General features: G+C 70.6%; 17 protein-coding genes. 10 read left to right on the plus strand and 7 right to left on the minus strand.

Translation table 11 applies throughout. The features are described from left to right. Nucleotides 1-7: 7 nt before the first annotated feature. Entirely contained in the window at nt 8-1,195 is a 1,188-nt protein-coding gene (locus BLS95_RS11485; protein WP_218135689.1) for an ROK family transcriptional regulator, read from the minus strand. Nucleotides 1,196-1,535: 340 nt separating this feature from the next. Between BLS95_RS11485 and mmsA the strand changes: the two genes are divergently transcribed. The 7 genes from mmsA (at nt 1,536) to BLS95_RS11520 (ending at nt 8,962) form a co-directional block, all read left to right on the plus strand. After that, nucleotides 1,536-3,056 carry a multiple monosaccharide ABC transporter ATP-binding protein gene (gene mmsA / locus BLS95_RS11490; protein ID WP_218135690.1) on the plus strand — a complete coding sequence of 507 codons (1,521 nt, stop codon included), beginning with the start codon at nt 1,536-1,538 and terminating at the stop codon, nt 3,054-3,056. Further along, nucleotides 3,053-4,351 carry a multiple monosaccharide ABC transporter permease gene (gene mmsB, locus BLS95_RS11495; protein WP_090930886.1) on the plus strand — a complete coding sequence of 433 codons (1,299 nt, stop codon included), beginning with the start codon at nt 3,053-3,055 and terminating at the stop codon, nt 4,349-4,351. Before mmsA ends, mmsB begins: the two co-directional genes overlap by 4 nt. An 82-nt stretch (nt 4,352-4,433) precedes the next feature. After that, nucleotides 4,434-5,561 (plus strand): substrate-binding domain-containing protein, encoded by a 1,128-nt coding sequence (locus BLS95_RS11500; protein ID WP_090930887.1) that lies wholly within the window; start codon nt 4,434-4,436, stop codon nt 5,559-5,561. 97 nt (nt 5,562-5,658) lie between these two features. Next, nucleotides 5,659-6,660 (plus strand): pyridoxal-phosphate dependent enzyme, encoded by a 1,002-nt coding sequence (locus BLS95_RS11505; RefSeq protein WP_090930888.1) that lies wholly within the window; start codon nt 5,659-5,661, stop codon nt 6,658-6,660. Continuing rightward, nucleotides 6,657-7,328, plus strand: coding sequence for an HAD family hydrolase (locus BLS95_RS11510; protein ID WP_218135691.1), 672 nt, complete (start codon nt 6,657-6,659; stop codon nt 7,326-7,328). The genes BLS95_RS11505 and BLS95_RS11510 overlap by 4 nt, the downstream gene beginning before the upstream one ends. 158 nt (nt 7,329-7,486) lie before the next feature. Beyond that, a complete protein-coding gene (locus BLS95_RS11515) occupies nt 7,487-7,789 on the plus strand; it encodes a hypothetical protein (protein WP_090930890.1) in 303 nt (100 codons plus the stop codon). Nucleotides 7,790-7,915: 126 nt separating this feature from the next. Then, on the plus strand, nt 7,916-8,962 hold the full coding sequence (locus BLS95_RS11520) for a ferritin-like domain-containing protein (RefSeq protein ID WP_090930891.1): 1,047 nt from the start codon (nt 7,916-7,918) through the stop codon (nt 8,960-8,962). A gap of 84 nt (nt 8,963-9,046) precedes the next feature. On the opposite strand, the gene BLS95_RS11525 is transcribed toward BLS95_RS11520, so the two are convergent. The 5 genes from BLS95_RS11525 to BLS95_RS11545 all read right to left on the minus strand — a co-directional run bounded on the left by BLS95_RS11525 (nt 9,047) and on the right by BLS95_RS11545 (nt 13,624). Beyond that, nucleotides 9,047-9,346, minus strand: a complete 300-nt coding sequence (locus tag BLS95_RS11525) for a hypothetical protein (RefSeq protein WP_090930892.1) — start codon at nt 9,344-9,346, stop codon at nt 9,047-9,049. Between the two features lie 31 nt (nt 9,347-9,377). Further along, nucleotides 9,378-11,048, minus strand: coding sequence for a sodium:solute symporter family protein (locus BLS95_RS11530; RefSeq protein ID WP_090930893.1), 1,671 nt, complete (start codon nt 11,046-11,048; stop codon nt 9,378-9,380). Between the two features lie 161 nt (nt 11,049-11,209). Continuing rightward, complete coding sequence (locus tag BLS95_RS11535; protein ID WP_090930894.1) at nt 11,210-12,649, minus strand: amidase; 1,440 nt, start codon at nt 12,647-12,649, stop codon at nt 11,210-11,212. Between the two features lie 249 nt (nt 12,650-12,898). Continuing rightward, the gene (locus BLS95_RS11540) at nt 12,899-13,135 is read right to left on the minus strand and encodes a hypothetical protein (RefSeq protein WP_090930895.1); all 237 of its coding nucleotides are present in this window, start codon (nt 13,133-13,135) and stop codon (nt 12,899-12,901) included. A 123-nt stretch (nt 13,136-13,258) separates the two neighbouring features. Beyond that, entirely contained in the window at nt 13,259-13,624 is a 366-nt protein-coding gene (locus tag BLS95_RS11545) for a hypothetical protein (RefSeq protein ID WP_090930896.1), read from the minus strand. 196 nt (nt 13,625-13,820) lie between these two features. On the opposite strand from BLS95_RS11545, the gene BLS95_RS11550 reads away from it, so the two are divergent. Together BLS95_RS11550 and BLS95_RS11555 are read left to right on the plus strand one after the other, a co-directional pair. Continuing rightward, complete coding sequence (locus BLS95_RS11550; protein WP_090930897.1) at nt 13,821-14,813, plus strand: iron-containing redox enzyme family protein; 993 nt, start codon at nt 13,821-13,823, stop codon at nt 14,811-14,813. Then, complete coding sequence (locus BLS95_RS11555; protein WP_090930898.1) at nt 14,810-15,835, plus strand: glycosyltransferase family 2 protein; 1,026 nt, start codon at nt 14,810-14,812, stop codon at nt 15,833-15,835. The genes BLS95_RS11550 and BLS95_RS11555 overlap by 4 nt, the downstream gene beginning before the upstream one ends. Here BLS95_RS11555 and BLS95_RS11560 read toward each other — a convergent pair. Beyond that, nucleotides 15,826-16,839 carry a zinc-dependent alcohol dehydrogenase family protein gene (locus tag BLS95_RS11560; protein WP_090930899.1) on the minus strand — a complete coding sequence of 338 codons (1,014 nt, stop codon included), beginning with the start codon at nt 16,837-16,839 and terminating at the stop codon, nt 15,826-15,828. The genes BLS95_RS11555 and BLS95_RS11560 overlap by 10 nt on opposite strands. Before the next feature lie 168 nt (nt 16,840-17,007). On the opposite strand from BLS95_RS11560, the gene BLS95_RS11565 reads away from it, so the two are divergent. Next, nucleotides 17,008-17,829, plus strand: coding sequence for a helix-turn-helix domain-containing protein (locus tag BLS95_RS11565; RefSeq protein ID WP_090930900.1), 822 nt, complete (start codon nt 17,008-17,010; stop codon nt 17,827-17,829). Nucleotides 17,830-17,889: the final 60 nt, after the last annotated feature.

Consider the following 17,889-nt stretch of genomic DNA (forward strand, 5'->3'; position numbering starts at 1 on the left):
GTTCTGATCAGTCGGCGAGGAGTGCTGACAGTTGTGGCGAGTACGTGGCGTGCAGGACGAGCGCGGCACTGCCGACGACGGCGGCGTCCGCGCCGAGCGGGGAGGGCGCGACGTCGACGATCCGGATGTGGCGGGCCAGCGGCCTGGTGGCCAGCGCCGCGGCGACGGCGTCGACGTACCGCTTCTCGACGTGCTCGATCCCGTGGCCCCCGAGGACGATGAGGTCCACGTCGACGAAGTTGGCGACGTTGACGGCGACCGAGGCGACGTGCCGCGCGGCCTCGTCGATGACCGCGGTCGCGAGCGGGTCGCCGGCGACGGCCGCCCCCCGGATCGCGGCGTGGTCGACCGAGCTGGGATCGCGCTCGAACGGCTCGCGCAGCACGCTCGCGCCGTCCCCCTGAGCGAGCCGGCGGTGCACCTCGGTGACGATCGCCGACGGGTTGACCAGCCCCTCCAGGCACCCCCGGTTGCCGCAGTAGCACTCCGGCCCGTCGGCCAGCACGGAGGAGTGGCCGAACTCCCCGGCGTTCAGCGAACCGCCCCGGTAGACCTGGTGGTTCAGGATGAGCCCGCCGCCGATGCCGGTGCCGAAGAAGAAGTACGCGAAGTTCGCCACTCCCCGGCCGGCACCCGACCAGCGCTCGCCCACCGCGGCGGCGGTGGCGTCGTTGTCCAGCGTCACCGGCAGCCCGGTGCCCTCGCGCAGCATCTGCTGTAACGGCACCCGCGTCCAGTGCGCGAGCTGGGGCGGGGAGACGACCAGGCCGCGGTTCTGATCGATCGGGCCGGGGGTGGCCAGGCCCAGGCCGAGCACCTGGCTCGGCGGCACGGCGGCCTCCTTCAGCACGTCGGCGACCAGCTCGGTGATGGCCGGGACGACCTGCGCCGGGTCGATGCCGGGCGGGGTGGGGCGCCGCTTGACGACCCGCGGCTGGCCGAGCAGGTCGACCACGGCACAGGTGAGCTCGACCGGGTCGAAATGCACTCCGACCGCGCTGCCGGCCTCGGCGTTGATCCGCAGCGCGACCCGGGGTTTCCCGCCCCTGGAGACCCGGTTGGCGTGGTCCTCCCGCACGATGCCCTCGTCGAGGAGGCGGCGCACGATGCCCGATACGCTCTGTGGGGTGAGGCCGGTGCGCTGGGCGATCTCCACCCGGCTGATGCCGTCGCGGAGCTGGATCTGGTCCAGCACGACTGCGCGATTGTAGCGCCCCACCTTGGGCAGATTCGTACCTGCTTGTCGCACCCGAGGTCCTCTCTGCTCGTCGCTCGGACATTCTGCACCAGGGCGTTGACTTAGTAAAACAAATGGATTTAGATTCCTCCCCATAGCTGGTAACCCACCGGAAACATAGGCACCCCGCAGAGACCCGGCGTACAGCGCCGGGGGGCTGCGGGCCGACAGACCAGGCCATCGGAGGCAAGTTGATGTCCAGGACATCCCGCATCCCTCGAGGACCGGATCCTCATGGTCCTCGCGGCACCCGAAGCGCGGAGCCCCGGTCATGACCCATGCCTCGAGCCTGCTCGAGATGCGTTCCATCACGAAGACCTTCCCCGGTGTGACGGCGCTCGCCGATGTCAACCTCAAGGTGCGGGCGGGCGAGATCCACGCGATCTGCGGTGAGAACGGCGCGGGCAAATCCACGCTCATGAAGGTGCTCAGCGGCGTGCACCCGTACGGCACCTACACCGGCGACATCGTCTACCAGGGCGAGGAGGTCCGCTTTCCCAACATCCGGGCCAGCGAGCAGGCCGGCATCGTCATCATCCACCAGGAGCTCGCGCTGGTGCCGGGCATGTCGATCGCCGAGAACCTCTTCCTCGGCAACGAGCCGCGCAGGCGCGGCGCGATCGACTGGAAGGCCGCCCAGCACCGGGCGCTCGAACTGCTGGAACAGGTCGGGCTCCAAGAGGACCCGGACACCCTGATCAAGGACATCGGCGTCGGGAAGCAGCAGCTCGTCGAGATCGCCAAGGCGTTCGCGAAGGACGTCAAGCTGCTCATCCTCGACGAGCCGACCGCGGCGCTCAACGAGGCCGACTCCCAGCACCTGCTCGACCTGCTGCGCGGCTTCCGGGAGCGCGGGATCACCTCGATCATCATCTCCCACAAGCTGAACGAGATCGCGGCGGTCGCCGACACCATCACGATCCTGCGGGACGGCCGGACGATCGAGAGCCTCGACGTCAAGGCCGACGGCGTGGACGAGGACCGCATCGTGCGCGGCATGGTCGGCCGTGAGCTGCACAGCCGGTTCCCCGACCACACGCCGCGCATCGGCGAGGTGTTCTTCGAGGTCCGCGACTGGACGGTGCGGCACCCGATCGCGGCCGACCGGCTGGTGTGCAAGCATTCGAGCTTCACCGTCCGGCGCGGCGAGATCGTCGGGTTCGCCGGTCTCATGGGGGCCGGGCGCACCGAGCTGGCGATGAGCCTGTTCGGCCGCTCCTACGGGGTCTACCTGTCCGGCCAGGTCTTCAAGGACGGCGAGGAGATCCAGCTGCGTACGGTGGCCGACGCCATCCGGCACGGCCTGGCCTACGTGAGCGAGGACCGCAAGGCGGTCGGCCTCAACCTGCTCGACGACATCAAGACCTCGATGGTGGCCGCCAAGCTGTCGAAGATCTCCCGGCACGGGGTGATCGACCAGGTCCGCGAGCATCTGGTCGCGGAGGAGTACCGCAAGAACCTGCGGGTCAAGACGCCGAGCGTCGACGAGGGCGTGACGAAGCTCTCCGGCGGCAACCAGCAGAAGGTCGTCCTGGCGAAGTGGATGTTCACCGACCCCGACCTGCTGATCCTCGACGAGCCCACGCGCGGCATCGACGTGGGCGCCAAGTACGAGATCTACGGGATCATCCAGCGGCTCGCCGACCAGGGCAAGGGCGTCATCGTCATCTCCTCCGAGCTGCCCGAGCTCATCGGCCTGTGCGACCGCATCTACACCGTGTTCGAGGGCTCCATCACCGGCGACGTGCCGCGTAGCCAGGCCGATCCCGAGCTCCTCATGAAGCAGATGACCTCAATGAAGAAGATCCCCACGCCATGAGCCGTATCAAAGACCTGCAGAAGAACCTGTTCGGGGGCACGACCTCCAACGCCCGCCAGTTCGGCATGATCTTCACGCTCGTGGCGATCGTGCTGTTGTTCCAGATCTGGACCAACGGACTGACGCTGACCTCCGGCAACCTCATCGCGGTGGTCAGCCAGTACTCCTACATCCTGATCCTGGCCATCGGCATGCTGATGGTGATCGTCGCCGGGCACATCGACCTGTCGGTCGGCTCGATCGCCGCCTTCACCGGCATCGTGGTCGCCAAGGCGATGCAGGAATACGCGATCCCGTGGCCGCTGGGCATCGTGCTCGGCCTGGTCGTCGGGGCGCTGATCGGGGCCTGGCAGGGTTTCTGGGTGGCCTACGTCGGGGTGCCGGCGTTCATCGTGACCCTGGCCGGCATGCTGCTGTTCCGCGGGGGCAACCAGTACATCGGCAACGCGGACACGGTGCCGGTCCCGCACGGCTTCCGCGAGATCGGCGCCGGCTACCTGCCCGAGGTGGGGCCGGACACCGGCTACAACAACCTGACGCTGCTGCTCGGCGTGCTCGCCTGCGTGGGCGTCATCTGGCGGGAGCTGCGGGCACGGCAGAAGCGGCGCGAGATGAACGCCGAGGTCGCGCCGATGTGGATCTCGCTGCTGCGGCTGGCCGTGATGCTCGGGGTGATCATCTTCGCCACGCTGCGCTTCGCCGGTGGCCGCATCGGCACCAGCCTGCCGATCTCCGGGATCATCCTGATCGTGCTGGTGCTCGCGTACTCGTTCTACACGCGCAACACCATCGGGGGCAGGCACATCTACGCGGTCGGCGGGAACGCGCGGGCGGCGGAGCTGTCCGGCGTGAAGCTCAAGCGGGTCAACTTCTTCGTCATGATGAACATGTCCGTCCTGGCAGCCCTGGCCGGCATGATCTTCGTGGCGCGGTCCGCGGCCTCCGGCCCGCAGGACGGCCTCAACTGGGAGCTCGACGCCATCGCGGCCGTGTTCGTGGGCGGCGCGGCGGTGTCCGGGGGGCTTGGTACCATCAGCGGGTCGATCGTCGGCGGCCTGGTCATGGCCCTGCTCAACAACGGCCTGCAGCTTGAGGGTGTCGGCTCGGACATGGTCCAGATCATCAAGGGTCTGGTCCTGCTGCTCGCCGTCGCGCTCGACGTCTACAACAAGAGCCAGGGACGCTTCTCCATCATCGGGACGCTGATGCGCCCCTTCCAGCGGGACGCTCCGGCAGGACCGGCAGGTCCATCAAGTACGAGCTCCGATCCCGACAAGGCTCCCGTTGCCGGCTGACCGCTCGACCACCCAGACGGCGCCAGACATCAGAGCGCTCCCATCACCCCCCGCCACACAGTAAAGAAGGGTCTTTTTCCCCATGCGGACATACTTTGCCAGAAGCATCGCGGCCGTCGGCGCCGTGGCGCTGCTCACGCTGGGCGCCGGCTGCGCCAGCGAGCGTGAGGGCACCACCAGCGCCGGGACCAGTGGCAGCAGCACCGCCGCCGCCAAGGGCTTCCCGGCCGACTCGCTCATCGGCGTCGCGCTGCCGGCGAAGACCTCGGAGAACTGGGTGCTGGCCGGTGACCTGTTCACCACCGGCCTCCAGGAGGCCGGGTTCAAGTCCGACGTGCAGTACGCGGGCGCGTCGACCACCGTCGCCGACCAGCAGGCGCAGATCTCCAGCATGGTCACCAAGGGCGCGAAGGTCATCGTCATCGGCGCGACCGACGCCGCGCAGCTGTCCACCCAGGTCAGCCAGGCCAAGCAGGCCGGCGCCACCGTCATCGCCTACGACCGGCTCATCACCAACACCCCGGACGTGGACTACTACATCGCCTTCGACAACTTCAAGGTCGGCCAGCTGCAGGGCCAGGCCCTGCTGGACGGCATGAAGGCGAAGAAGGAGAAGGGCCCGTGGACGATCGAGCTGTTCTCCGGCTCGCCGGACGACAACAACTCGAGCGTCTTCTTCAACGGCGCGATGGACGTGCTCAAGCCGCTCATCGACAAGGGTGACGTGGTCGTCGGCTCGGGTCAGACCGACATCAAGCAGACCGCGATCCAGGGCTGGAAGGCCGAGAACGCGCAGCAGCGGATGGACGCGCTCATGACCTCGACCTACAACGCCGGCGACAAGACGCTCGACGGCGTGCTGTCCCCGAACGACACCCTCGCCCGCGCGATCATCACCTCGGTCAAGGGCGCGGGCAAGCCGATTCCCGTCGTGACCGGGCAGGACTCCGAGGTCGAGTCGGTCAAGTCGATCATGGCGGGCGAGCAGTACTCCACGATCAACAAGGACACCCGCAAGCTGGTCGCCGAGACCGTGAACATGGTCAAGACCCTGCAGTCCGGCGGCACGCCGCAGATCAACGACACGAAGACCTACAACAACGGCTCCAAGGTGGTCCCGGCCTACCTCCTGCCGCCGGTCATCGTGACCAAGGAGAACGCCGCCGAGTCCTACGCCAACGACCCGAAGCTGGCTCCTCTCACGAAGTAACCGGACTGGGCACCGACGGCGGTGGCGGAGCGGACCGGGCCCGGCTGCGATTTGTCGTGGCCACGGTCCGCGCGGGCACCTCAGGAAGGGACACGTCATGAGCCAGGCCGAGGCGGGACACGCTCCAGGGGGCGTGCCCATCACCTTCGAGGACGTCCGCGCGGCCGCGGGCCGGATCGCGGGGGTCGCGCACCGCACGCCGGTGCTGACCTCGCGCACCCTGGACACGATGACCGGCGCGACGCTCCTGCTGAAGGCCGAGAACCTGCAGCGGGCGGGCGCGTTCAAGTTCCGCGGCGCGTACAACAGGATCTCCTCCCTGACCGCGGACGAGCTTGCCCGTGGGGTGTGCACCTGGTCGTCCGGCAACCACGCGCAGGCCGTGGCGCTGTCGGCGGCGCTGGTCGGCACCCGGGCCACCGTGCTCATGCCCGAGGACGCCCCGGTGGCCAAGCGCATCGCGACCGAGCAGTACGGCGCGACGATCGTCACCTATGACCGCTACCGCGAGGACCGCGAGGTCAAGGCCCGCCTGCTCGCCGAGGAACGGGGTCTCGTGCCGGTCCCCGCGTTCGACGACCCGATGGTCATGGCGGGCCAGGGCACGGCCGCGCTGGAGCTCATCGAGGATGCCGGGCCCCTGGACACCCTCGTCGTCCCCATGAGCGGCGGCGGGCTGATGGCCGGCTGCGCCACCGCGGCGCGTGCCCTGCTGCCGGACGTCGAGCTCATCGGGGTCGAGCCCGCCGCCGGCAACGACACCGCGCTGTCGCTGGCCGCGGGGGAGCGGGTGCGCATTCCGGTCCCGCACACCATCGCCGACGGGCAGCAGGTCGAGATCCCCGGAGCGCTGACCTTCGAGATCAACCGCCGGGAGGTGGACGAGGTGCTCCTCGTCGAGGACGCGGCCCTGGTCGAGACGATGGTCCTGCTGTTCGAGCGGGTGAAGACCGTCGTCGAGCCGTCCGGGGCGAGCGCGCTCGCCGCCGTGCTGGGCAACCCGGGGCGCTTCGCCGGCCGCCGGGTCGGCGTGATCCTGTCAGGGGGGAACGCCGGAGCCGCCCGGTTCGCCGCGCTGGTGTCCGGGGCGGCCTGGTGACCGGGGTCGCGCGTCCCGGGGTGGCCGGGCGTTACGAGGCCGTGCTGTTCGACCTGCTGACCGCGGTGCTCGACTCGTGGTCGCTGTGGGACTCGGTGGCCGGTGGTCCCGCCGCGGGGCGGGAGTGGCGCGGGGAGTATCTGCGGCTGGCCTACGGGGCGGGCTCGTACACGCCGTACGAGGAGCTCGTGGCCGCGGCGGCCCGGGCCCGCGGGCTGGGTCCCGAGCTCGCGCCGGCGCTCGCCGCCCGCTGGGACGAGCTGGCGCCGTGGCCCGAGGCGCCGCGGGTCATCGGTGAGCTGGCCCGCCACGTGCGGACCGGGGTGGTGACCAACTGCTCCCGTGAGCTGGGGCGGCGCGCGGCGGAGCGCGCGGGCGTGCCCTTCGACGTCGTCGTGACGGCGGAGGAGGCCGGCGCGTACAAGCCCCGCCCCGAGCCCTACCGGATGGCGCTGGACCGGCTGGGGCTGCCCGCGGAACGGGTGCTGTTCGTGGCCGGCTCCCGGTACGACATCCCCGGCGCCGGCGGCGTCGGCATGGACGTGTGGTGGCACAACCGCATCCACCTGCCGCTCGGCGACCTTCCTGCGCCGATCGCCGAGTACGACCGGCTCACGCCGCTGCTCGACACGCCGTCCACCGATCGGGACGAACCCCCGGCACCATGAGCTCCTGACCGGTGCCGCGGACCCCCTGCGGATCCCCGATCGAAGGTCCGCAGATACCCAAGAGTGGTATCGGTCAGGCAAATGTCGCACTTAACGCCACGACATCGGGCAGTTCTCTCATGAGTACTGAAGGCACGTATTTCATGAGGAGTCTTGACATGTCGGTGAGTACCGAGCATCGCCAGCATGGCGGCCACACCCACGGGCACGGGCCCGGCTGCGGGCATGTGTCGATCCCGCATGGTGATCACGTGGACTACGTTCACGACGGCTGCATGCATCGCATCCACGAGGACCACGTGGACGAGTGCGGTCCGAAGTCGCACGTCACGCACCAGGGCCACGAGCATCAGCACGGGCCGGAGTGCGGGCACGTGGCCGTCCCGCACGGCGATCACGTGGACTACGTCCATGACGGGCATCGCCACGCCTCGCACGAGGGACACTGGGACGATCACTGAACCTGACGACGCCCGCCGATCGGCGGCTGTCACAAACCCCGGGGCCGTCCTGTCCTAGTTGGCGACCCAAGGATGGCGATCACGTTACGTGAACGCCCCCTCACCACAAGGCAGGACGTCAACCCCATGAAACACCCGGAACCCGTCACGGCACGGATCGACACCCTCGACAGCCTGCGTGAGCACCTCCAGTGGGCGGTCGAGCTGGAGCACGCGACGTTGCCGCCGTACCTGTGCGCACTCTACTCCCTCGACGCGGAGCGCAACCCCGAGGCCGCCGACGTGGTGGGCAGCGTCTTCATCGAGGAGATGCTGCACCTGGCCCTCGCCGCGAACCTGCTCAACGCCGTCGGCGGCCGGCCACGGCTGGACACGCCGCACCTGCTGCCGCCGTATCCCCGGGGGTTGCCGCACGGTGATCGTTCGCTGGAGCTGTCGCTGCTTCCGTTCGGCCCGGAGGCGCTGGAGATGTTCCTGCGGCTGGAACAGCCCGCGCCGCCCGGTGCCCCCGCGGAGGGCGACAGGTACGAGACCATCGGGCAGTTCTACGCCGCGATCGAGGAGGGGCTGCGTCACCTGTGCGACCGGCTGGGGGAGCGGGCGGTCTTCAGCGGCGACCCGGCCCGCCAGGTGAACGTCGGCCACTTCCGGCACACGGGAGGATCGTTGTTCGCGGTCGAGGACCTGGAGTCCGCGCTGGGGGCGCTGGAGGAGATCGTCGCGGAGGGCGAAGGCACCTCGCGCGGCCAGATCTGGGACGGCGACCAGGACGTCTTCCACCCGGATCGGGACGAGGTCGCGCACTACTACCGGTTCCAGGAACTCAAGCTCGGCCGGCGCTACCGGCGGGGTGACACCTCGCAGTCCGGGCCCACCGGCGAGGCGCTCTCGGTGGACTTCGCCGCCGTACAGCCGATGCGGCGCAACCCGCTCGTGGCCGACCACGCTCCGGGCAGCGAGATCCGCACGGCGCAGGAGAAGTTCAACAGCGCCTACTGCGGCCTCCTGGGGCAGCTCGAAGAGGCGTTCAACGGCGAACCGAAGCTGATCGCCGCCGCCACCGGCACCATGTACGCGCTCAAGGGCCAGGCCCAGGCCCTGATGCTGATGCCCGACGGGGACGGCACGGTGGCCGGGCCGACCTTCGAATACGTGGCACCCGAGTCCCGTTGACGAGCGCCTGCGAGACCACGCGCGCGGGGGCCCGGCCGTGCTCCGGCCGGGCCCTTGCCGCCGGCCATCACCCGACCCGGCTCTCTAGGAATCCGTGGAGTCCGAAGGCGGCTCGATGATCACGGGGCGCAGGCGCGCCCACACCACGAAGGCGAGGGCCACCACCGCCATGCCGAGGCCGGCCCACAGGTTGGCGTTCACGTCGCCGGTCTTGGCCCGGGCCTGGGCCGTATCCGCGACGAGCCCCATGATGATCAGCACGATGCCGTAGAAGCCGATCAGCGCGGCGATGACGACGCGTACGTCGAAGGCGCCGGCCCTGCGCGGCTCGGCGCCCTCCCGGGCGTCGCCGTCACGGTCCGAGGTGGGCTGTGCCTTGCTCATGTCCGACTCCTCGTGAGGTCGTGGGGGATGGTCATCGGAAGATCAGGTTGAGGACGATGACGAGCACCAGGGAGATCCCCGCCAGCTTCGCCGGCGCGCGATACCAGGGCAGCCGGTTGGCGGCCGGATCCGTACGCAGCCGCTTGGGCGTCTCCGACAGGACGAGCCCGGAGAGCTCGCTCGCCGGCTTGGGCGCGGTCACCAGGGTGACCAGGACGCTGACCACGATGTCGACCACGAACGCCACACCCGCCGAGACGAACGCCGCCCCCTGCCCGGGCAGGCTGATCACGCCGGCCTCGTTCATCACCCATACCGCGACCGCGCCCAGCGTCCCGGCCACCAGCCCGGCCCAGCCCGCGGTCGCGGTCATCCGCTTCCAGAGGATGCCGAGGATGAAGGTGGCGAACAGCGGCGCGTTGAAGAAGCCGAACAGCGTCTGCAGGTAGTTCATCAGGTTGCTGTAGCCGGCCGCGATGAACGCGGTGCCGATGGCCAGCAGCGTCGCGCCGACCGTGGCCCACCGGCCGACCTTCACGTAGTAACCGTCAGGCCGGTCCTGCCTCACGTACCGCTGCCACAGGTCGTAGCTGAAGACCGTGTTGAAGGCGGAGATGTTGGCCGCCATGCCCGCCATGAACGCGGCCAGCAGTCCCGCCAGGGCGACGCCGAGCAGCCCGTTGGGCAGCACGTCGCGGATGAGCAGCAGGATCGCGTCGTTGTAGGTGACCCCCGCGGCCTGTTCGGCCTTGAGGCGCATCACCTCGGGCACGAGCACCCCGGCGATCATCCCGGGGATCACGACGACGAACGGGATGAACATCTTCGGGAACGAGGCGACGATCGGCGTGTTCCGCGCGGCGGACATTGAGGGGGTGGCCAGCGCGCGCTGGACCTCGACGAAGTTCGTCGTCCAGTAGCCGAAGGAGAGCACGAAGCCCAGGCCCAGGACGATGCCGACCACGGACAGGATCGGGTTGTCGAATCCGGCCAGCTCGCTGCCCGGCCACGCGCGCAACTGCTCGGCGCCGCCGCCCACGGACTGCTCCACCCGGTCGATCAGCCCGCCGACCCCGCCGACGCGGTGCAGCCCGATCAGGGTGAGCGGCAGCAGCGCGGCGACGATGACGAAGAACTGCAGGACCTCGTTGTAGATGGCCGCCGACAGCCCGCCGAGGGTGATGTAGCTCAGCACGATCGCGGCGGCGAGCAGCAGGGCGACCCACAACGGCCAGCCGAGCAGGCTGTTGACCACGGTGGCCAGCAGGAAGAGGTTGATCCCCGCGATGAGGATCTGGGCGAGGGCGAAGCTGATCGCGTTCACCAGGTGCGCGCCCGGGCCGAAGCGGCGGAGCATGAACTCCGGGACGCTGCGCACCTTCGACCCGTAATAGAAGGGCATCATCACGACACCGAGGAAGAGCATCGCGGGGATGGCGCCGATCCAGTAATAGTGCATCGTCGGCATGCCGTACTGGGCGCCGTTGGCCGACATCCCGATGATCTCGACGGCGCCGAGGTTGGCCGAGATGAAGGCCAGGCCGGTGATCCAGGCAGGCAGGGACCGGCCCGACAGGAAGAAGTCGAGGCTGCCGGACACCCTCCGGCGCGCGGCGAGCCCGACCAGCAGCACCACCGCGAAATAGGCCACGACCAGCGCGTAGTCGACGATGCTCGCACTGATCCGCAGCGGTTCGTCCATGGGGGTTCGTCCCCTTTCGGTAGGGGCGGGGCAAGTGATTAGGTCATGTCCCCGCCCACTGCCCAGGGAACTGGGGAGATACCGTGTGACCTGCTCGTGTCGCACCGCTGGCGCACCGGGCGAGGACATCGGGCTCCGATGGGGTCCCCATGGACGTCCGCCTACAGCGAGGTGGCCCCGCGCTCCTCGTACAGGCTCCATACCGGCGGGAGCCGGTCCTGCCACGGCATGGCCTGTTCCAGGTACGCGGCGACCTGGAACAGCAGGTCCTCGCGGCCGTACGGGGCGGCGAGCTGCACGCCGATCGGCAGCCCGCCGCCGGCCTCGCCCAGCGGCAGGCTGATCGCGGGGTGGCCGGTGACGTTGAACACCTGCGTGAACGACCCGTACTCGGCCATCGCCGCCAGCCAGGTGAACACGGTGTGCTCCGGGTCGTCGTAGTCCAGGGTGCCGTGCGGTGCGGGGAGGCGGCCCAGGGTCGGGGTGACGAGCACGTCGTAGTCCGTGAAGAACGCGCTCACCGATCGGGTCACCCGGTTCTGGGCGTCGAAGGCGGCCAGCAGGTCCAGCGCGCTGTACTGCTCGGCGGTGCGCAGGAACTGCCGGGAGACCGCCTCCATCAGCGCCCGGTCGGGTCGGCGGGGAGCCAGGAGCAGAGTCGAGGCGATCGCGACCCCCTCCGCGACGCAGGACCGCGTGACGGCGTCCCAGTCGACGTACGGGCCGGCCGCCTCGACCTGGTGCCCGGCCTGCTCCAGCACCCGGCCGGCCTGGACCGCCGCCGCGGCGACCGGCGCGTCCACGGCGGCGCCCGACCAGGCCGCGGTGGTCACGGCCACCCTGAGCCGGCCGGGACGGGCGCCCAGCTCGGCGGCGTACGGGCGGCGCGGCGGCGGCGCGGTGTACTTGTCACCGATTCCCGGGCCGTGGACGGCGTCCAGGAGGTGGGCGGCGTCACGGACGGTGCGTGTCAGCGCGAACTCGTAGGCCATGCCGAGCATCGGCTCTCCCGCGTCGGGCCCGCACGGGACGCGGCCCCGGCTCGGTTTGAGCCCGACCAGCCCGCAGCAGGAGGCCGGGACCCGGATGGAGCCGGCGCCGTCGCTGGCATGCGCGATAGGCACGGCTCCGGCCGCCACCAGCGCGGCGGCGCCACCGCTCGATCCGCCCGCGCCCCTGGCCGGATCCCACGGGTTGCGGGCCGGGCCGTACCTGAGCGGCTCGGTGGCGAAGCTCAGGCACATCTCCGGGACGGTGGTCAGGCCCAGGGTGACCAGGCCGGCGGCCCGGAAACGGGCCATCAGGTCGGTGTCGTGCCGGGCGGCGATGCCCGGTATGCTCCGGCTGCCCAGGGTGAACGGCACCCCCTCGGCCATCGGCCCGTGGTCCTTGATCAGGAACGGGACGCCGGTGAAGGGCCCGTCGGCGGCGTGGTCCAGCGCCGGCCGGAACAGCGGCAGCGCCAGGCCGTTCACCTCGGGGTTCACCAGTGCGAGGGCCTGCCGGGCGGCGGCCTCGACCTCGCCGGCGCGCACCTCGCCCGTTCTGATCAGGTTCCGCAGACCTACGGCGTCGTACCGCGCGTATTCGTGAAGCTTCATGAAGTCCCTCTCGGGGCGTCCGCGACGCCCGCACCTCGATCACCAGGAAGATCCGTGTCATTCGGACAGCACAGCGAACGGGGCGACGGTCGCGACGCCGGGCCTGGGGCTCCGGAGACCATCCCCCGTGAGTGATCGAGGTGCTTCTACGCTCGGGACATCACGCCCATGCTGACAGCGGCGAACCCCGGCCGTCGACCGGATTTCCGCCGGGGCCGGGTTCGAGCGGTCAGGGCCTTCAGGTCAGCGTCAGGCGGCTTCGGCGGCCTCGCCCGCGCCGCGCAGGCTGGGGAAGTGGTGCTGGCTGGCCAGCAGGTGGCCGATGCCGACGATGCACGCGATCGGCCACTCCACGATCTCCAGGACGCCCAGCGCCACGAGGACCGCGTAGAAGGCGAGGTGCTCGGGTGGCGGCAGGATGACTGTGCCGATCCGGGGCAACGTCACCTGCGGCCGCCGCTCACGGGTGGTGCGCTTGGTGGCCATGATGCGGCTCCTTCGCTCGACGACTCCCACCCTCATGCGCCTGCCCTACAGCCGATCCGGTAACCCGTGACCAGGTAAAGGCGGGCGGAACCGGCCAGGAGGCCGGGCGGGCGGCCCCCTACGTCAGCGGTCCCAGGGAGGGGTGTCGCCCATCTTCTCGTAGTAGCGGGCGAGGTGGGCCTTGACCCTGCCGATCTCGTCCTTGGGCAGGTCGATGCCGCCCCGAGCGCCCTGCATGACGTTGCCGGCCGCCATGATGCCACGGGGCACGGCCTTGAGTCGGCCGTTGACCACGTCGGCGATCAGCAGCTTGTAACTGGTGAAGTTGTCGGGCTTGTCGCCGTCGTACCAGATGTGGGCGTCGCGGTAGGCGGCGTCCGGCTCGTCCTCGGCGTCGGCCCAGGCACGCACCCGCTTGTCGGCGGCGTCGCCGTCCCACTCGCGGTCACGGTCGGCCAGGGGCAGGTCCTGAAATCTGGTAACCGTCATACCCTTCGGCTACCCCGGCCGACCGCGGTAAACGGCCGGACATCTTCCGGCCAACCACACTCGGGGCCCGTTTGGCGAGCAGTCGGTGGGGCAGCCGCCAGCAAAGAGCGGCACAGGAGGGGGTGCGCATGGCTCGCGGTATCAGAGTGCTCGGGCGTACGGACGACTGTGATCCCAGGTGGAACCGGGAGGCGTGATGCGGCTGCCACCGCCCCGGGGACCCCTCACCGAGGCTCTCTTCGACCGGCTGGCGGGCTCGCCGGGGGCCGACCGGCTCGATGCCGCCGTCACGACCGGCGGGCTGGACGACGATGACGTGCAGCTGGCGCTGTTCGCCTGTTACGAGCTGCATTACCAGGGTTTCGAGGGCGTGGACGAGCGGTGGGAGTGGGATCCGGCGCTGCTGGGCCTGCGGGCCGAGTTGGAACGGTGCTTCGAGTGGTCCCTCGCGGCGGCGGTCCCGCGTCCCGGCGGTCTCGAACCCGCTGGGCTGCGGGCGGCGCTGACCGCGCTGGCCTGCCCGGAGGAGGAGCCGCTGCTCCCGCTGTTCCTTCAGCGGGAGGCCAGTCTGGAGCATTTCCGGGAGTTCGTCATACACCGGTCGATCTACCATCTGAAGGAGGCCGATCCGCATACCTGGGCCGTGCCGCGGCTCACTGGGGTGCCCAAGGCCGCGCTGGTGGAGATCCAGTCCGACGAGTACGGCGGAGGCAGGCCGGAGCGCATGCATTCCGAGCTGTTCCGTGCCACCCTGCGTGGTCTGGGGCTGGACGACTCCTACGGCGCCTACCTGCACCGGGTCCCCGGGGTGACGCTGGCGATCTCGAACGTCATGTCGCTGTTCGGGCTGCACCGCCGGTGGCGTGGGGCGTTGCTGGGTCATCTGGCGGCGCTGGAGATGACCTCGTCACTGCCGAACCGCCGTTACGCCGCGGGGTTGCGCCGGCTCGGCGCCGGGCCGCGGACCGTGCGCTTCTACGACGAGCACGTCCAGGCCGATGCCGTGCACGAGCAGATCGCCGTCAACGACCTGTGCGGCGCCTTCGCCACCGCCTTCCCGCCGTACACGGGTGACATCGTGTACGGCGCCGCCTGCGCGCTGGAGCTGGAACGGCGGTGGGCCGAACACGTGATGGGCCGCTGGCAGCGTGGAGCCCCCTCGCTGCGGGCCCGGCCCGTCCCCGCGTGAGCGGTACCGCTGAGCGGAGGCGGGTCCGGTTGGATCTCGACTACGTGCTGCCGTTGCGCTGGGAGGACGATGCCGGGCTGGAGGAGTTGACCGCCTACCTGTCCTGGCTGGCCGGCCACGCGCGGGTGATCGTGGTGGACGGGAGCCCGGCCGAGCTGTTCGGCCGGCACGCCCGCCGCTGGGACGGCCTCGTCCGGCACGTCAGTCCGGCGAGCGGGTCGCGTTGCGCCAACGGCAAGGTCGCGGGGGTCATCACCGGGTTGCGGCTGGCGGCCGGGGACCGGGTGGTCATCGCCGATGACGACGTCCGCTACAACGCGGCCGGCCTGGCGGCGGTCCATGCCCTGCTGGCGGACGCCGAGCTGGTCAGGCCGCAGAACTACTTCGCGCCCCTGTCCTGGCACGCCCGCTGGGACACGGCCAGGACGCTGCTCAACCGCAGCCTGGGCGCCGACTACCCGGGCACGTTCGGGATCCGGCGGGCGTTCTTCCAGCGCATGAGCGGTTACGACGGTGACGTGCTGTTCGAGAACCTGGAGCTGATCCGTACCGTGCGCGCGTACGGCGGGCGCGAGGCGCGCCCGCTCGGCCTGTACGTCCGGCGGCTGCCCTGCGACGCGCGCCGGTTCTGGTCGCAGCGCGTCCGGCAGGCCTACGACGATCTCGCGCAACCGGCCAGGATGGCGGCGTTCCTCGCGGTGCTGCCCGCGCTCGCCCTCGTCCGCCGGCCCCACGGGCCGCTGGCGGGGGCCGCGGTGGCCGTGGCGCTGGCCGAGGCGGGCCGGCGGCGGGCGGGTGGACGGCGGGTCTTCCCCGTGACCGGTTCGCTGCTCGCCCCCGTCTGGATCCTGGAGCGGGCGGTGTGCAGCTGGCTCGCGCTCGGAGCCGCGCTGGCCGGTGGCATTCCCTACGCCGGTGGCCGGATCCGGCGGGCCGCCCATTCCACCCGCTGGCTGCGCCGCAGGGCCGGGCTCGCGGGGCGCCACGATGACCTCCCAGACCAGCTCGCGCGTCAGGCGTGACTGATGATCACCTTGCCGAACCCGCCGCCCGACTCGCAGTAGGCGACGGCGTCGGGCACCTGCTCGAACGGGAACACCCGGTCGATCACGGGACGCAGCCGGTGCGTCGCGACAGCGCGGTTCATCTCCAGGAAATGGGCCCGGCTGCCGGTGGCGACCCGGCGTAGCACCGCGCCCGCCATGAACAGGGTCGCGGGATCGACGGGCTTGGCCCCTTCGGCGCCGGACAGCGAGTAGCCGACGAAGACCACCTCGCCGTCGGGCGCGACCGACTTCAGCGACTGCGTCAGCGGTCCCGTCGCATCGATCACCCGATCGACGCCGCGGCCGCCGGTCAGTGCGCGTACGTCCTCCGCCCACGCAGGGCTCTCCCGGTAGTTGATCACCTCATCCGCCCCGAGCGCCCGCAACCGCTCGGCCTTGGCCGCACCGGACGTGGTGACGATCACGCGGGCGCCGCCCAGCTTGGCGAACCGCAGGACGAACAGCGACACGGCGCCCGAACCCAGGGTCAGCACGGTCGAGCCGGGTCGTGGCGCGCCGCCGGCGGTCAGCGCGTTCCATGCGGTCACCGCCGCCAGCGGCAGCGCCGCGGCCTCCTCGAACGACAGGTGCTCCGGGATCGGTACGACGCCGTCCTCGTCCAGCAGCGCGTACTCGGTCAGCACGCCGTCGATCGTGGTGCCGAGCTGGGCGGCGTTCTCGCGGGTGAACGGGCCGTCGAGCCAGCGTGGAAAGACGGTGGCCGCCACCCGATCGCCCGGCGCGACCCGGGTGACGTCCTCACCGACGGCCACGACCTCCCCTGCCCCCTCGCAACCGGGCACCACGCCGGGCCTGACCGGCAGCACGTACGCGCCGCCCAGTACCATCAGGTCACGGAAACCGATCGAGTTGGCCCGGATCCTGACCACGACCTGCCCGCGCCCCGGTTCGGGCTCGTCCCGGTCCTGGAGCGTCAGCCCGGCAAGGCCCGAGCCCGGGTCCAGGCGATAGCTCTTCATCAAAAGCCTCACATTCATGATTTGACAGCGAAGCCGCGCGACAACGCGGGCCGCTTCGGCGTCGGCCGGACGCCAGGGCACGATCGTGCTGAGGGACGGCGGCGCCCGGCAATTCCTTCGAGGGAATCGCCCAGCGGCGAGGAGGGCAGGTAGAACCAACCGGTGAGCATGACAACCGAGCGCAACGGCGTCGGCGCCGAACTGCGGCACTGGCGGGCGGTCCGGCGGATCAGCCAGCTCGAACTGGCCAATCTGGCCGGCACGACCCAGCGCCATCTGAGCTTCATCGAAAGCGGCCGCTCGCGGCCGGGCCGAGCGGTCGTCATCCGGCTGGCCGAGTCGCTCGGCCTGTCGCTGCGCGAGCGCAACGACCTGCTCACCACGGCCGGCTACGCGCCGGTGTTCACCGAGTCGGGCCTGGACGAGGTGGCGCTGCGCCCGGTCCGCGCCGCCCTCGGCCAGATCCTGCACGGTCATCTGCCCTACCCGGCCCTGATCGTCGCGCCGTACGGACGGGTGGTGGCGGCCAACGACGCCGTCGAGGTGTTCACCGAGGACGCCTCACCCGAGCTGCTCCGACCGCCGGTCAACATGCTGCGGCTCATGCTCCACCCGGAGGGCATGGCGCCCAGGGTCCGGAACCTGAGCGAGTGGGGCCGGCACGTCATCGAGAACCTGCGTGCCAGAGCCCGGCGGAGCCCGGACCCCCGCCTTGACGACTTCGTCGCCGAGCTGGCCGGATATGTGCCCCAGGCTCCCGTCGGACCGGAACACCTGGGCTTCTCCGTACCGGTGCGGCTGGCGTCGGCGGACGGTGAGCTGCGCCTGATCACCATGCTGACCTCGTTCGCCACCGCGACCGACATCACGCTCGCCGAGCTCCACCTGGAGGCGTTCCTGCCCGCCGACCAGGCCACCGCCGAACTGCTGCGGATCCGGGCCGAGCGGCACCGGACCGGCGGGACGGCGACCGTCGCATGGCCGGGCTGACCCCGCTCGGCCGAAGGTGCCACGGAAAACGGCTTCGGCCGGGGGTGCCGTGCGGCGCCC

Source organism: Nonomuraea jiangxiensis (assembly GCF_900099965.1).
GTDB classification, from domain to species: domain Bacteria; phylum Actinomycetota; class Actinomycetes; order Streptosporangiales; family Streptosporangiaceae; genus Nonomuraea; species Nonomuraea jiangxiensis.